The sequence below is a fragment of the Pseudomonas kribbensis genome (assembly GCF_003352185.1).
GTDB classification, from domain to species: Bacteria; Pseudomonadota; Gammaproteobacteria; order Pseudomonadales; family Pseudomonadaceae; genus Aquipseudomonas; species Aquipseudomonas kribbensis.
This window is the reverse complement of record NZ_CP029608.1, coordinates 2,646,682-2,660,424: the sequence shown is the minus strand read 5'-3', so window position 1 is coordinate 2,660,424 and position 13,743 is coordinate 2,646,682. Positions and strand designations below refer to the sequence as shown.

The following is a 13,743-nucleotide window of genomic DNA, read 5'->3' as shown; positions in this document are numbered from 1 at the left end:
TGCGGCTCAGGGCTGGGCCAGGTGTTTTTCCAGTGCTTCGCTGGCGCGCCCCGCCGCTTCGACTTCTCCGTGCCGGGTCAGCACCTGCGTCAACTGACGCAATTGTGCAGTGCTCAAGCCCACCCGCAGGCTTGCCGCGACATGCGAACGCAACTGCGATTCGGCGCCGGGCGTAGCCGCCAGGGCTGAAACCGTGGCCAGTTCGCGGCTTTGCCAGTCCAGGTTGTCGCGTTCGAAAATGTCGCCAAACAGGTGCGTCTGCAAAAACTGGTTGATGACCGGCACGAAGTCGAACAACGGCCCCTGAACCGGCGCCCCGGCAATACGGGTCTGATTGGCCTTGCCCACAGCCAGCAAGGCGTCGCCTGTCGCCACGGCGTGACCGGGTTCGCGCCCGGGCTCATCGTGGATACCCCGTTGCTTGCGTGCCTCGACCACTTTCATCAACTCGCCCAGCGCATTGAGGCTGCGCGGGAAACCGGCGTAGGCATACAGCTGCACCAGGATTTCCTTTGCCTCGCTGACGGTCAGCCCGGCATCCAGTCCTTCGTTCAAAGCGCTGTTGAGACGCGGCATGTTGCTGCTGGCCATGGCCGCGCCAATCGGCACGATTGCCTGCTGCCTCGCGGACAGTACATCGGAGACGGCGGCTTCTATTGGTGCTGTCGGCGGCACCGGCCGATCTTCGGCGACTTTTTCCAGCCACTCCACATTCTTGCCGTTCACCGAGCCGGTCACGGCCAGATGGGTCATGGTGCTGTTGGGTGCGGCGCCGTGCCAATGCTTGACGCCCGGCGGACAGACGATCACATCGCCGGGATGAATCTCCTGCACAGGCTTACCCCATTCCTGGGTCTGCCCGACACCGGAAATCACCACCAGGCGCTGTCCGGCGGGATGGGTGTGCCACGCTGACCGGGCGCCCGACTCGAAGGTCACGTAAGCGCCGGACGCGTTGATTTCGCCCGTGTCGTTGAACAGCGGATCGACCCGCACACGACCGGAGAAATAATCCTCAGGCCCCACGAATGACGCCTGGGAACCCGCACGACGGATTTGCTGCGCGCTCGAAGGCTCACTGCCGCCGCCCGCGACTTCGGCAGCGCTGGCAAAAGGGGTGGCCGCGCACATGGCGAGGCCCAACAAGGTTTTGTTCATGGCGATGGCTTCCTTCGGGTCAGACGGTTCGGGCGTAGAACGCCGTCAGCTGTTGCATGGCAACGTCAACGTAGGCCGGCACCCAGTAGGTTTCGATGTGCGTGGCGCCCTCGATCTTGAACAGGGTCTTGTCCTGAGTGCCGATGGCCTTGGCGAAGGCTTGTTCCGACATGTAAAGGCTGTCGGCCTTGCTGCCGGCGATCATCAGCAACGGTTTGTCGATCAGCTCGATCTGGTCCGTCGCATCGAAACTCATCAGGTCCAGCAGGCTGCTGAGGGTGTAACGGAAAGTCGAGTTGGGATGCGCGTGGGTCTTGCCGTAATACTCGAAGCCCTGGCGGTACAGGTCGAACGGCAATTTGGCGATCTGCTCGTCGGTCAGTTTGGCATCGCCGATGTATTGGATTTCACCGCCAGCGGCTTCCTGGGCACGGGCGGCCGAGGCTTGCTGCAAACGCTGCTGGATGGTGTCGAGTTGCGAGTCCTGATAACCGTTGCGGCGCACCAGCCCGGAATTGAACATGCTCACCGTGGCAATCGAGCGGAAGCGCTTGTCGGTCTGCGCAGCCTTCAACGAATAGCCGCCTCCGCCGCAGATGCCGAGCAAGCCAAGATGGGCAGTGTCGACGCCGGGGTAGCTGGCGATGAAGTCGGCCATGCCGTGAATGTCTTCGACGCGGTTGGCCGGTTTGTCGATGTTGCGTGGCTCGCCACCACTCGCACCCTGATAGGCCGCGTCCGCCGTGATCGTGATGTAGCCCTGATCGGCCAGACGCTGAGCGTAAAGACCGGCAACCTGCTCCTTCACCCCGCCATTGGGGTGCGCAACGACAACGGCTGGATAGTGCCGGGCCGGATCGTAGTTCGCGGGGGTGTAGACGTTGGCGGAAATGGCCAGGCCATTGAGCGTGTAGGTCACCGGGTGAATGTTGACCTTGCCCGGCTCGTTACGGGTGATCGCACCACCGTAGGTCAAGGTGAACGGGTTCTGCCGGTAATCCGCCGCCTCGACTTCAGCGCCCGACAATCCGATCATCGCGGCCAGCACGCCGGCCTTCATCGTGGTTCGCATCGTTTGCACCCTCCTTTCCATCAATACGGTATGGAGAGGCAAACTACCCTTCGACGATTGATTGATAAACGGCACTAATTGGATAGCACTGATATCAGAATCACATAAGTCCGACGTTTGGCTTCCTGATCATGCACTCGCGACACTGGCCCGCAGTCGAGCGGGCCAACGCCGATCCTCTCAACTTGCCCTCTGCCCTACCCACCGATGCCGATAGGCAAGCCCGGCCTGCAAGCCGAACGCGAGCACCACCGTCGCCGGTGCAGAAAAACTGCCGGGAACACCGCCCGTCCACATCAGCAACAACCCCAGTGCCGTGGCGGCGAACCAAGCCATCAGGCCGACCGGGTTGAACGCCGGGCTGCGTTCAAGTGCACCCTCGTCATTGCTGCCATAGACAATCTGCGCCAATGCCACACCGACCCAGGCGACCACAAAAATGCCCTGATACGCCAATGCCTTGAGCAAGTAGGAAAACACGTCAGCGAGCATCAAACCGTACACGATCACCCCGACCACCACTGCCCACAGCAGGTAAGAACCGCGTACACCGAAACGACCGAAGAATGCCTGCATGTTGAGGGTCGCCAGGTAGTAGTTGGCGGTGTTGATCCGGGTTTGCGTGGACCAGACGAACAGCAGGCCCCACAACCCCATCAACTGCAGAATGGCCATCACCACAGAGACTTCGTTCAACGCGCCTTCATGGGGAATACTGCTGACCAGATAGATGCCTGCCGCGCCGTTGAGCAGAAACGTCACGGCATAAAACGGCATGCCGAAGTTCCAGCGCCCATGATACTGAGCGTCCTGCGGCTTGCCGAAACGGGCGTAGTCGAAGGTGAACAGCATCAGGATCCAGACACCCATGTAGGCCACAAAGCAATCCCACCAGCCGAAGGTCGCGGGGGTTGCCGGGCCGAAATCGAGCCATTGCGGCTGGTAACCATAACGGCTGATCGACAGCCCGACCGCCACCAGCAAACCGCCCAGGTAAACCGGCAACAACACGCCGTTGAGCTTGTCCAGCCAGTGCTGCACGCTACCCAGAATCATCGGCACGCTGTACAGCACCACCAGCAGGGCAGCTAGTGGATAGACCAGTTCCGGGTACAGGTGATTGAGCGCCACGGCGATCACCGATCCTTCGAACACGGCGTAGTAAATCGCCGTCGAAAAGAAAATCAACGTGGCCAGGCATGCCCCGGTCCGGCCGAACAACACGCTTGAAAACAACGCGACCGACCAGCCACTGCGCATGGCGAAACGACTGAGAACGCTGTTGACCAGCCCATAACTGATCACCGACAGCACCATCCCGATCAGCGCGTTGCGTGCGCCGAAAGACAAGGCCAGCGAAGCGCCGACCACGATGTAGAACATGGCGCTGCACACGGCCCACCAGGCCATGGTCAGAGACAGTCGGCCCATGCGGGCTTCGGTGGATACGGGATGATGGGCCGGATCTTGCCCGGTTTGACTCGATTGCGATAAAGCAGCCATATGCGTGTACTCCAGAACCAGTCAAAGGTTGAAGCGCGGGCAGCCTTCACCGCACCGAAGTGCGGCGTTGGCCTGGCGTGTGGCAGGGCCCGCGCGGTGCGGCGGGCAGAGTCAGGAAGGGAAAAGCTTGCTCAGGCAGCTGAGTTTTTTCTTGTAGGAGCGCCGTGCGTCCAGGGCCTCGTCGAGGCTGACCGCTACAAAGCGAGCCTTCTGGTTGGGCTGCATCTGGCCGATCAGATCCAGGTCGGCACTGATGACAGTGCCGATCATGGCGTAACCGCCACCCGATACGGCATCGCGATGCAGCACGATGGGTTCGAGGCCGGCAGGTACCTGAATCGAGCCGATCGGGTAGCAGCTGTCAACGATGTTCGACGGATCGGAGCCTGCACCAAAGGGTTGCTCTCGCGGCTGGAAATCCAGCGCGCTGCCGCCCTTGAAGCGATAGCCGATGCGGTCCGCTTCCGATCCGACGGTCCACGGCTCGGCGAAAAAGCTCTTCGCTGCCGCGTCGGTCAGGCGATCGTAATAAAGCCCCGGCACCACGCGCAGCGTGATCTCCCCGCCCAGTGACTGGCGCAGCGCCATGGGCAGACTGGCCCCGACACGCCCCTTGCCACTGGCTTTGCCCACCGGCAATTCGTCTCCGGCGATCAAGCGGCGTCCGGCAAAACCGCCCAACGCCCCGAGCGCATAAGTCGACCGACTGCCCAGCACCAGCGGCACGTCGATTCCGCCTGCCACCGCCAGATAAGCCCGGGCACCGGCCTTGGGAAAATCGAAACGCAGAACCTGGCCGGCCTTCACCGCGAACGCGGTGGCGTGATGCATTTCCACACCATCGAGTCGAGGCGCCATGTGCGCGCCGCACACCGCAACCAGTGCGTCTTGCTGAAACGCCAGCTCAGGGCCCAGCAACGTACACTCCAGCGCGGCGCAATCCGCCGCGTTGCCGACCAGATGATTGGCCGCTCTCAGCGCATATTGATCGAGCGCGCCGGACGGCGGGATGCCGAGGTGGTAGTAACCTTCGCGGCCCAGATCCTGAACCGACGTGGCGAGACCGGGTTTGAGTACCTTGATCATGCCAGCACCTCCTGCAGCGACACGGGATAACCGACCGGGTCGGCGAGAAACGCATCCAGTGAAAACTCCACCGGCCGGATCCGTAAATCGAAATGCCCGGCCTCCACGTCTGCAACGGCCTGGTCATACGCTGCACGATCCATTGGTTTGAACTGCACAATGTCACCCGGACGGAAAAACACCATGTGGTCCTTCAGGTACGCCAGCGATTGCTGCGGGTCGTAGATGGGGGCCGGTGTGACACCGAACATCTGATAACCCCCGGCGCCGCGCACCGAGTAGATACAACCGAAGCAACCACCGTGACCCAGTGTCAGTTTCGGCGTGTCGGTACGTGGACGCAGGTACTTGGGCACCTGCAACTGACGTTCGCGCTCGACCATCTGGAACATGAAGGGCAAACCGGCGACGAATCCCACCATCGAGACAAACCATGGCGCCCCGCTATGAGCCGCAATGAACGCATCGACGTCCGCCAGACCATTGATGCGCGCGGCGTACTCCAGATCCGTGGCGCTCGGGTCCTGGTGCCGGTCGCGAAAACGCATCAGCGTTTCGTGGGTCCAGGGATCGTTGTACAGCACCGGAATCTCAATGATCCGGGTCTGCAATGTGCGCTCGGCAACGGCTTCTGCCTCGGCGCCCTGCACCGCCTCGAGCAAGGCCTGCGGCGCAATGCGATCCGGATCGAAGCGGATCTGGAAGGATGCGTTGGCCAGACACACATCGAGTACGCCATCGAGTTTCAACCGCTCCACGGCGCGGGTGACCGCCATGCCCTTGAAAAACGCCTCGAGGGACATGCTTTCACTGACTTCGGCAAACAGATGCTCATCGGCACCAAAGCTGTAGCGGATCGGACGACTCATGCTTCACCTCCGCTGCGGCGTGCGGACAGCCAGTTTTCCAGCGTCCCGGTATGAAAGTCGGCGGTTTGCAACCACGGTTGCTGCAGCAGTTCAGCGTGCAGCGACAAGGTGCTGGCCATGCCCGTCAGCAAGGTTTGCGCCACTGCTGTCCGGGCACGCGCCAGGGCTGTGGAGCGATCCGGCCCATGCACAATGAGCTTGGCCAACAGCGAGTCATAGTACGGTGGCACCCGATAGCCTTCATACAGGTGGGTGTCCACACGAACGCCTTCGCCTTGCGGCCAGGCCAACGACTCCACCAGACCGGGGCTGGGGAAAAAATCCCGGGCCGGGTCTTCGGCATTCAAGCGCATTTGCAGGGCCGAGCCATTCAGGCGGATGTCACTCTGTTTCAGGCCCAGTGGTTCGCCACCGGCAATTCGCAGCATCGCCTGCACCAGATCGATGCCGGTGACCAGTTCGGTGACCGGGTGCTCCACCTGGATTCGGGTGTTCATCTCGATAAAGAAAAACTCGCCGGTGACGTCGTCATACAGATACTCCAGCGTGCCCGCCCCCTTGTAGCCGAGGGATTCGGTCAAGCGTACGGCGCTGGCGCAGAGTGCCTCCCGCTGCTGCGCGTCGAGTACCGGCGACGGTGCTTCTTCAAAGATTTTCTGACGCCGGCGCTGTAGCGAACACTCGCGCTCGAACAGGTGCACGGCGTTTTTCCCGTCGCCCAGAACCTGTACTTCGATGTGCCGGGCCTTGCCGATAAAGCGCTCCAGATACACCGCACCATTACCGAAAGCGGCCTGTGCCTCGCGCTGCGAACGGGGAAACTCTTCACTCAATTGCGCGGCATTTTCTGCCAGGCGAATACCCCGCCCGCCGCCACCCGCCGAGGCTTTGATCAGCAACGGGTAACCGACCGATTCCGCCGCCCGAAGCGCCGACTCGACATCAAACAGCTCGCCCGGCGAACCCGGCACCACTGGAACACCTGCCGCCTGGGCAGTACGCCGCGCCTCGGCCTTGTCACCCATGCGCCGGATCGTGTCCGGGTCCGGCCCGACGAAAATCGCGCCGCTGGCAATCACGGCTTCGGCAAACCCGGCGTTCTCGGACAGAAAACCATATCCAGGGTGAACCGCATTGGCGCCCGTCGCTTGCAGGGCACCCAGCAACGCCTCGATGTTCAGGTAGCTTTTATCGGCACGGGCCGGCCCCAGTAGATGCACTTCATCGGCCAGGCGTGCGGCCTGAGAGTCGATATCGGCCTCGCTGCACGCGGCAACGGTGGGAATGCCCAGGGCCTTGGCCGCACGGATAATCCGCACGGCGATTTCGCCACGGTTGGCGACCAGCAATTTACGAATAGGTTGAGTCATGTTCACGCCCTCACTCGCTATCAAGCGTAGCGACGACCTGACCCGGCTCCACCGGATCACCGTCTTCAACCTGAAAGGCACTGAGGCGCCCCGCCGTCCCGGCGGTCAGTTCGGAAAACTGCTTCATGACTTCGATCAGGCCAATCACCGTGTCGGCGCTGACTGGATCGCCGACCTCGACGTAATTCGCCGAATCCGGCGTGGCCTTTCGGTAGAAAGTCCCGGGTAACGGGGTAATGACAGTGTGTTCGGCCATGTCTGTTCCTCTTGGAATAGTTGTAGAAAGGCAGGCAAAAAATGTTCGAACCCCGGCGTCTGTGTGCCGGGTGTTTCGTTTTTATTCAGCGGGGTCGGCGCACCACGATCCCGGCGGCATCAAGCGCATTGCGGGTAGCCTCGACCAGCGCCAGAGCACCCGGCGTATCGCTGTGCAGACAGATGGAATCGAACTCGATCGGCAGATCCTCACCCTCGACGGTGCGCACCACGCCCTCCTGGCAAGCGCGCAACACACGGGCGGCGACAAACCCCGGATCGTAGGCGCGAACATTGCGGGTGAAGACGATGGAGCCGCTCAAGTCGTATTCGCGATCTGCATAGAACTCGCGAACGACCGGTTGGCCGAGTTCTTTGGCGACACGCCAGATGACCGAATCGGGCATGCAATACAGCAACAGATCGGGTTCCAGCCGTTGCAGGTTTTCCACCAGCAGACGCGCGGCTTCTTCGTCCCGGGCCAGATGCATGTACAGCGCGCCGTGAGGCTTGACGTGTTGCAGCGTCACGCCCTGCACCCGCGCCAGTTCGCGCAGTGCGCCCAGTTGATAAAGGATGTCGTCGACCAGTTCCTGAGCCGGTGCATTGATGTGTCGGCGACCGAAACCCACCAGATCGCGAAACCCCGGATGCGCACCGATGCCGACCTTCAGACGCTTGGCCAGCTCGACGGTGCGACGCATGGTGCCGGGATCGCCGGCATGGAAACCGGTGGCGATGTTGGCGGAACTGATGAACGCCATCAGTTCGTTGTCGACACCATCGCCGATTGTCCACGGGCCGAAGCCTTCGCCCATGTCCGAGTTGAAATCTACTGCCTGCATAACCCTTGCTCCTGACCCTTGTGACTTCATGCAGGCCACGTTAAATTCCCGCCAACCCCTTGGGAAGATCTATTAACAGATAGGGTATCTTCTGAAAAACAGATACCTTAAAAACAGGAACACCCATGTCGTTGACCTTGCGTCAGATTCGCTATTTCGTTGCCACCGCCGAGATCGGGCAGATATCCCAGGCAGCGATTCATTTGAATATTTCCCAGTCGGCGGTGACCACGGCGATCAAGGAACTGGAAGGCATGCTCGGCACGTTGCTGTTCCAGCGCTCGGCACAAGGCATGAGTCTGACGGATGCCGGTCGGCACTTCCTGAACCGCGCCTATGTGATTTTGCGCAGCGTCGACGACGCGCTGAACAGCCCGCTACCCGACATTCGCGCCAGCGGCCTGATTCGCCTGGCCGCGAGCTACACGGTGATCGGCTATTTTCTGCCGCATCATCTGCAACGGCTGGAGCACTGGCACCCGGACGTCGCCATCGAAGTCCACGAGCAGGAACGGCAGGCCATCGAACAGGGATTGCTGGAAGGCAAATTCGATATGGCGGTGGTGCTTACCGCGAACCTCACGCACCCCGACATCGTTTCGGAAACCCTGTTCAACTCCGAACGTCGTCTATGGCTGCCCAGCCACCATCCACTCTGTGAGCGCTCGGCCGTCAGCCTCGCGGATGTCGCGCTGGAACCCTACATCCTGCTGACCGTGGATGAAGCGGAACAAAGTGCCATGCGTTATTGGGAGAACGCCCGCCAGCAACCCAACGTGCGGGTACGCACCAGTTCTGTAGAAGCCGTGCGCAGCATGGTCGCCAATGGCAGCGGCGTGGCGATTCTCTCGGACCTGGTGCACCGCCCCTGGTCGCTGGAAGGCAAGCGCATCGAGACCGTGACCATCACCGACAAGGTGACCCCGATGAGCGTTGGCCTGGCCTGGCACCGCGAGCGCGAATTCAGCCCGGCGATGCAGGCCTTGCGCAATTACTTCCACGATGCGTTCCTGGCTCCGCAGCAACTTTCTGCACGGCGCTGACGCACAGGATCAGGCAAGTATTCGATAGGAATGCGCTAACGGAATGCAGGTTCGGAGCGGGAAGATGGCTGTCCGACAGATCCATCGAGGACGTTCCCATGCTTGTACAAGCCTACGGTGCCCACGCGGGCGACAAACCCCTTGAGCCCCTCCAGATCAATCGCCGCGCCCCTGCGGCCCATGACGTCCAGATCGACATCGCCTTCTGCGGCATCTGCCATTCCGACCTGCACCAGGTGCGCTCCGAGTGGGCCGGCACCCAGTTCCCGTGCGTCCCGGGACACGAAATCGTCGGCCACGTTTCGGCGGTCGGTGCTCATGTGTCCGAATACAAGGTCGGCGATCTGGTCGGCGTCGGTTGCATCGTCGACAGCTGCAAACACTGTGAAGACTGCGAAACCGGCCTGGAAAACTACTGCGACGGCATGATCGGCACCTACAACTTCCCGACCCCGGACGCCCCAGGCTGGACGCTCGGCGGTTACTCGCAAAACATCGTGGTGCATGAGCGTTACGTGCTGCGCATCCGCCACCCCGAAGCGCAACTGGCCGCCGTCGCACCGCTGCTGTGCGCGGGCATCACCACTTACTCGCCGCTGCGTCAGTGGAACGCCGGGCCGGGCAAGAAAATCGGCGTGGTCGGCATCGGTGGCCTGGGCCACATGGGCATCAAACTGGCCCATGCGATGGGCGCGCACGTGGTGGCGTTCACCACGTCGGAATCCAAGCGCGAAGCGGCGAAAGCACTGGGTGCCGATGAGGTCGTGGTCTCGCGCAATGCCGAAGAAATGGCCGCGCACACCAAGAGCTTCGACTTCATCCTCAACACCGTCGCCGCCCCTCACGATCTCGATGCGTTCCTGGTGCTGCTCAAGCGCGACGGCGCACTGACTCTCGTGGGCGCGCCCGCCTCGCCGCATCCATCGCCGAACGTGTTCAACCTGATCATGAAACGCCGCACCATCGCCGGCTCGATGATCGGCGGCATTCCCGAGACCCAGGAGATGCTGGATTTCTGTGCCGAGCACGGCATCGTGTCCGACATCGAACTGATTCGCGCAGACCAGATCAACGAGTCCTATGAGCGGATGCTCAAGGGCGATGTGAAGTATCGGTTCGTGATCGATAACGCGACGTTGGCGGGCTGACAGGCACCTCTGGAGAGAGGCGTTGCGCCCGTCCGTCCGGACGCGAGCGCCTTTCTCCACACCGCCCCGCCAACCAAGACTTCCCTTCATAACGAGCCCTCCAGTCTGCGTGCCTGTGCCCATCGATGGCCGGCCTCCGCCATTACCTTCAGCATCTCCCCATCCGCTCATTGATCTTTCCCCCCACACCAAGTAAAAAACCCTCTCCTTTTTCCACCCTTGCAAGGAGCAGCGGATGCTCGAGCTATCCACGGATCGACTGGACCTGCGCACGATGGTCGAATCCGACTGGCCGTTGTTTCTCAGGCTGCACTCCGAGCCGCAGACCATGCAGTACGTGTTCGGTGAGATTGCCGAGGAGCAGGTTCGCCAAGGCTTCGAGCACCGGCTTCCGGCGTGGGGACCGCAGTCGGAGCACTGGCTGTGCCTGGTGGTGACCGACAGGGCCAGCGGGCACGAACTGGGCGTGACCGGTTTTCGCATTCTGTCGCCGGGGCACGCGGAGGTGGGTTGCCTGCTGTTGCCGGAGCATCAGGGCAAAGGCTTTGGCACCGAGTCGCGAAAGGCGATCATCGACTACGCCGCGGCCATCGGGCTGAACTCGCTGGAATCGACCGTGACCGACGGCAATATCGCGTCCTGCAAAGTGTTGGAGAAATGCGGCTTTGTGTTCGCACGTCGTGTGCCGCAGGCCTACCAGATCGGTGATCGTTGGTTCGACGATCTGATCTATCACTATCAAATCCGCTGAGCCTTGCGCTCAACGACTCGCCAAGGAGGCCTCTCGTCGTGAATCCCTATCAATGCCTGCCACCCCGCGCTTTCTGGCGTACGGCCGTCGCCGACAAGTCCGCACCGGACATCGGTGAACTGTGGACCCCGCAATTCGAGATCGGCAACAAGGATGCCATCGTCACCGCCGGCTCCTGTTTCGCCCAGCACATCGGCCGCGCGTTGGTTGCGCGCGGCATGCACTGGCTGGACGCGGAACCCGCCCCGGACGCGTTGCCCGAAGCCGACTGGAAAGCCCACAACTACGGGGTGTTTTCCTTTCGCACCGGCAATCTGTATACCCCGGCGATGTTGTGCCAATGGCTTGAATGGGCGCTGGGTGTGAGCGCGCCGCCGGATGAGACCTGGGTGCATGACGGGCGTTTCTTCGACCCGTTCCGCCCCGCCGTGGAGCCCGACGGTTTTGCCAGCGAGCGGGCACTGTTCGAATCGCGCGAGGCCACTCTGGACGCCATCCGCGAAGCGCTGCGCCGGGCCAAAGTGTTCGTGTTCACCCTCGGCCTGACCGAAGCCTGGCAACATCGCGAGACCGGTCTGGTCTATCCCGTGTGCCCCGGCACCGTGCGTGGCACTTTCGATCCGTTGCTCCACCGGTTCTGCAACTTCGGTTTCATGGACACCTACGGCGACATGGTCAGGGCGCTGGAGTTGATGCGTTCGATCAACCCGCAACTGCGCCTGCTGCTCACCGTTTCACCGGTGCCCCTGACGGCCACCGCTACCGGGCAACATGTACTGAGCGCCACCACTTACTCCAAATCGGTGCTGCGCGCCGTCGCCGGGCAATTGTGTGAAGACCTGCCCGACGTCGACTATTTCCCGTCCTACGAAATCATCACCGGCACGCCGTTCAAGGGCGCGTTCTACCAGCCCAACCAGCGTGAAGTCACACCCGAGGGTGTGGCGTTCGTGATGCAGCAATTCTTTGCCGGACTTGAAGCCGTCCAGACGGTGCAGGCGCCGACCCCTTCCACCAGCGTGTCTTGCGAGGATCTTGTCTGTGAAGACGCCGTACTCGATTACTACGCCTAGGTTTCTGCTGCTGGGCGACTCCCATGCCGGCGTCATCGGCAAGGCGGCGCAGGCCCGTGAACTGCCTTTCGGTGGTGGTCCGCTCGGTACCGGTCGGGATTTTGCCGTCGACTTCTTCCAGTTGACCCGTCATGACGTGGTCTTTCGGGATGCGGAAATGGATCGGCTGTACCGCCAGGCCCTCGCCACGCTCGAAGTGCCGCAACTGGCAAAAGTCGAGGTGCCGCTGGTGAGCACCCTCGGCCTGAGCCTGCACTATCTGGCCACCGCACCGAACTGGACCTGTTACCAGAATGCGCAGGGTGAGTTCGACGACGGTTTTCTCTCCGGGCCATTGTTCGAGACGGTCATCGACACCCTGTCCCGCCCCGCCCTGGCCTTCTATGAACAGGCCCTGGCGCTGAACCTCAAGGTGTTCGCCGTGCTGCCGCCGCAACGGGTGCCGGAGCTGTCCGACCCGCGCGTATTCATGGCGGCGCAGTCGTTGTTGATCGAACGCCTGCAAGGGCTTGGCGTCGAGCTGATCGACGTACGCGAGGCGGCGAACGATGAGCAGGGTTTTCAGCGTGAGGCATTCTGCGAAGTGGATGACCCGCTGCACGGCAATCTGGCGTTCGGTGAGTTGATCGTCGAGCAGCTGATACGGCGCGGTATCTAGAAAAAGAGGGAGCACATTGCTCCCTCTGATGTTTTCAAGCCTTGGGCTGCGTCCCGAGAATCGTCACCCGCTCGCCATAACGCGAATGCGGGAAGTAATCCCAGATCGCGTGGTGCTGGGTGCAGCGGTTGTCCCAGAACACCAGCGTGTTCGGTGCCCAGCGAACGCGGCAGCTGAGGGACGGCTCCCGAGCCACCAGGTCGAACAGCATGTTCAACAGCACCTGACTTTCGCCCCCGGACAATTGCACGATGTGCGACGTGAACCCGGAATTGACGAACAGCGACTTGCGTCCGGTTTCCGGATGACGCACCACCACCGGGTGTTCGGTTTTTGGCAGGTTGGCGGGCGCCTCATAACCTTTCCACGGGATCGCACCGTCATGAATCGCGGTCAATTCACCGAGAAACTGCTGCATCGTTGGCGAAAGCATTTCAATCGCCAGGTGCATGTTGGCGAACAGCGTATCGCCACCCGTGCCGATGGCCGGGGTTTCCTTGACGTACAGCATCGACCCCATGGACGGCGCCAGGTCAGCCGTACCGTCGGTGTGCCAGGTTTCGCCGGCCACGTAGCGCGATTGCGCATTGGCACGGATCACCACCAGTTCCGGGTCATCGCCGTCGATATCCTCCACCGGCAACGCCCGCAGTTCACCGAACAGCCGACCAAACGCCTTGTGCTCTTCCACCGTCAGATGCTGATCGCGGAACACCAACACGTGGTTCTCCAGAAAGGCCCGGCGGATTTCCGCGAGCTGAGCGTCCTCCAACGGTTGCGAAAGATCGACGCCACCGATTTCGGCACCGATGATCGGCGTGATCCGGTCGACCGTGATTCGCTGATACGGTGCGCGCTTTTCTGCGGCGATGCGCTCGATTGCCTTGAGTGCCAACTGATCCATGTTTCCTC

Annotated in this window: 14 protein-coding genes; 5 read left to right on the top strand and 9 right to left on the bottom strand. The window is 61.7% G+C overall.

The features are described 5' to 3' along the window. Window positions 1-6 precede the first annotated feature (6 nt). The 8 genes from DLD99_RS12100 to DLD99_RS12065 all read right to left on the bottom strand — a co-directional run bounded on the left by DLD99_RS12100 (window position 7) and on the right by DLD99_RS12065 (window position 8,158). Window positions 7-1,158, bottom strand: a complete 1,152-nt coding sequence (locus DLD99_RS12100) for a (R)-mandelonitrile lyase (RefSeq protein ID WP_114882367.1) — start codon at window positions 1,156-1,158, stop codon at window positions 7-9. Between the two features lie 19 nt (window positions 1,159-1,177). Next, a complete protein-coding gene (locus DLD99_RS12095) occupies window positions 1,178-2,230 on the bottom strand; it encodes an alpha/beta hydrolase (protein WP_114882366.1) in 1,053 nt (350 codons plus the stop codon). A gap of 180 nt (window positions 2,231-2,410) precedes the next feature. Then, window positions 2,411-3,733: a purine-cytosine permease family protein gene (locus DLD99_RS12090; protein ID WP_114882365.1), complete on the bottom strand. Its 1,323-nt coding sequence runs from the start codon at window positions 3,731-3,733 to the stop codon at window positions 2,411-2,413. Between the two features lie 111 nt (window positions 3,734-3,844). Beyond that, on the bottom strand, window positions 3,845-4,819 hold the full coding sequence (locus DLD99_RS12085; protein WP_114882364.1) for a 5-oxoprolinase subunit C family protein: 975 nt from the start codon (window positions 4,817-4,819) through the stop codon (window positions 3,845-3,847). Continuing rightward, a complete protein-coding gene (locus DLD99_RS12080) occupies window positions 4,816-5,688 on the bottom strand; it encodes a 5-oxoprolinase subunit B family protein (RefSeq protein WP_114882363.1) in 873 nt (290 codons plus the stop codon). Before DLD99_RS12080 ends, DLD99_RS12085 begins: the two co-directional genes overlap by 4 nt. Next, window positions 5,685-7,058 carry an acetyl-CoA carboxylase biotin carboxylase subunit gene (locus DLD99_RS12075; protein WP_114882362.1) on the bottom strand — a complete coding sequence of 458 codons (1,374 nt, stop codon included), beginning with the start codon at window positions 7,056-7,058 and terminating at the stop codon, window positions 5,685-5,687. Before DLD99_RS12075 ends, DLD99_RS12080 begins: the two co-directional genes overlap by 4 nt. Before the next feature lie 10 nt (window positions 7,059-7,068). Continuing rightward, window positions 7,069-7,314: an acetyl-CoA carboxylase gene (locus DLD99_RS12070; RefSeq protein ID WP_114882361.1), complete on the bottom strand. Its 246-nt coding sequence runs from the start codon at window positions 7,312-7,314 to the stop codon at window positions 7,069-7,071. Between the two features lie 85 nt (window positions 7,315-7,399). Next, window positions 7,400-8,158 (bottom strand): 5-oxoprolinase subunit PxpA, encoded by a 759-nt coding sequence (locus DLD99_RS12065; protein ID WP_114882360.1) that lies wholly within the window; start codon window positions 8,156-8,158, stop codon window positions 7,400-7,402. A 125-nt stretch (window positions 8,159-8,283) separates the two neighbouring features. On the opposite strand from DLD99_RS12065, the gene DLD99_RS12060 reads away from it, so the two are divergent. The 5 genes from DLD99_RS12060 to DLD99_RS12040 all read left to right on the top strand — a co-directional run bounded on the left by DLD99_RS12060 (window position 8,284) and on the right by DLD99_RS12040 (window position 12,831). Then, the gene (locus DLD99_RS12060; RefSeq protein ID WP_114882359.1) at window positions 8,284-9,201 is read left to right on the top strand and encodes a LysR family transcriptional regulator; all 918 of its coding nucleotides are present in this window, start codon (window positions 8,284-8,286) and stop codon (window positions 9,199-9,201) included. 98 nt (window positions 9,202-9,299) lie between these two features. Then, window positions 9,300-10,349 (top strand): NAD(P)-dependent alcohol dehydrogenase, encoded by a 1,050-nt coding sequence (locus tag DLD99_RS12055; RefSeq protein WP_114882358.1) that lies wholly within the window; start codon window positions 9,300-9,302, stop codon window positions 10,347-10,349. A gap of 235 nt (window positions 10,350-10,584) precedes the next feature. Continuing rightward, entirely contained in the window at window positions 10,585-11,100 is a 516-nt protein-coding gene (locus DLD99_RS12050; protein WP_085733950.1) for a GNAT family N-acetyltransferase, read from the top strand. Between the two features lie 38 nt (window positions 11,101-11,138). Further along, a complete protein-coding gene (locus DLD99_RS12045; RefSeq protein WP_114882357.1) occupies window positions 11,139-12,173 on the top strand; it encodes a GSCFA domain-containing protein in 1,035 nt (344 codons plus the stop codon). After that, window positions 12,142-12,831 carry a hypothetical protein gene (locus tag DLD99_RS12040; protein WP_114882356.1) on the top strand — a complete coding sequence of 230 codons (690 nt, stop codon included), beginning with the start codon at window positions 12,142-12,144 and terminating at the stop codon, window positions 12,829-12,831. Before DLD99_RS12045 ends, DLD99_RS12040 begins: the two co-directional genes overlap by 32 nt. 34 nt (window positions 12,832-12,865) lie before the next feature. On the opposite strand, the gene DLD99_RS12035 is transcribed toward DLD99_RS12040, so the two are convergent. Then, on the bottom strand, window positions 12,866-13,735 hold the full coding sequence (locus DLD99_RS12035; RefSeq protein WP_114882355.1) for a TauD/TfdA dioxygenase family protein: 870 nt from the start codon (window positions 13,733-13,735) through the stop codon (window positions 12,866-12,868). Window positions 13,736-13,743 lie beyond the last annotated feature (8 nt).

What these genes read in the sequence shown, in the direction of transcription:
- DLD99_RS12100 (WP_114882367.1), bottom strand. Translation starts at nt 1,158, where the DNA reads ATGAACAAAACCTTGTTGGGCCTCGCCATGTGCGCGGCCACCCCTTTT.
- DLD99_RS12095 (WP_114882366.1), bottom strand. Translation starts at nt 2,230, where the DNA reads ATGCGAACCACGATGAAGGCCGGCGTGCTGGCCGCGATGATCGGATTG.
- DLD99_RS12090 (WP_114882365.1), bottom strand. Translation starts at nt 3,733, where the DNA reads ATGGCTGCTTTATCGCAATCGAGTCAAACCGGGCAAGATCCGGCCCAT.
- DLD99_RS12085 (WP_114882364.1), bottom strand. Translation starts at nt 4,819, where the DNA reads ATGATCAAGGTACTCAAACCCGGTCTCGCCACGTCGGTTCAGGATCTG.
- DLD99_RS12080 (WP_114882363.1), bottom strand. Translation starts at nt 5,688, where the DNA reads ATGAGTCGTCCGATCCGCTACAGCTTTGGTGCCGATGAGCATCTGTTT.
- DLD99_RS12075 (WP_114882362.1), bottom strand. Translation starts at nt 7,058, where the DNA reads ATGACTCAACCTATTCGTAAATTGCTGGTCGCCAACCGTGGCGAAATC.
- DLD99_RS12070 (WP_114882361.1), bottom strand. Translation starts at nt 7,314, where the DNA reads ATGGCCGAACACACTGTCATTACCCCGTTACCCGGGACTTTCTACCGA.
- DLD99_RS12065 (WP_114882360.1), bottom strand. Translation starts at nt 8,158, where the DNA reads ATGCAGGCAGTAGATTTCAACTCGGACATGGGCGAAGGCTTCGGCCCG.
- DLD99_RS12060 (WP_114882359.1), top strand. Translation starts at nt 8,284, where the DNA reads ATGTCGTTGACCTTGCGTCAGATTCGCTATTTCGTTGCCACCGCCGAG.
- DLD99_RS12055 (WP_114882358.1), top strand. Translation starts at nt 9,300, where the DNA reads ATGCTTGTACAAGCCTACGGTGCCCACGCGGGCGACAAACCCCTTGAG.
- DLD99_RS12050 (WP_085733950.1), top strand. Translation starts at nt 10,585, where the DNA reads ATGCTCGAGCTATCCACGGATCGACTGGACCTGCGCACGATGGTCGAA.
- DLD99_RS12035 (WP_114882355.1), bottom strand. Translation starts at nt 13,735, where the DNA reads ATGGATCAGTTGGCACTCAAGGCAATCGAGCGCATCGCCGCAGAAAAG.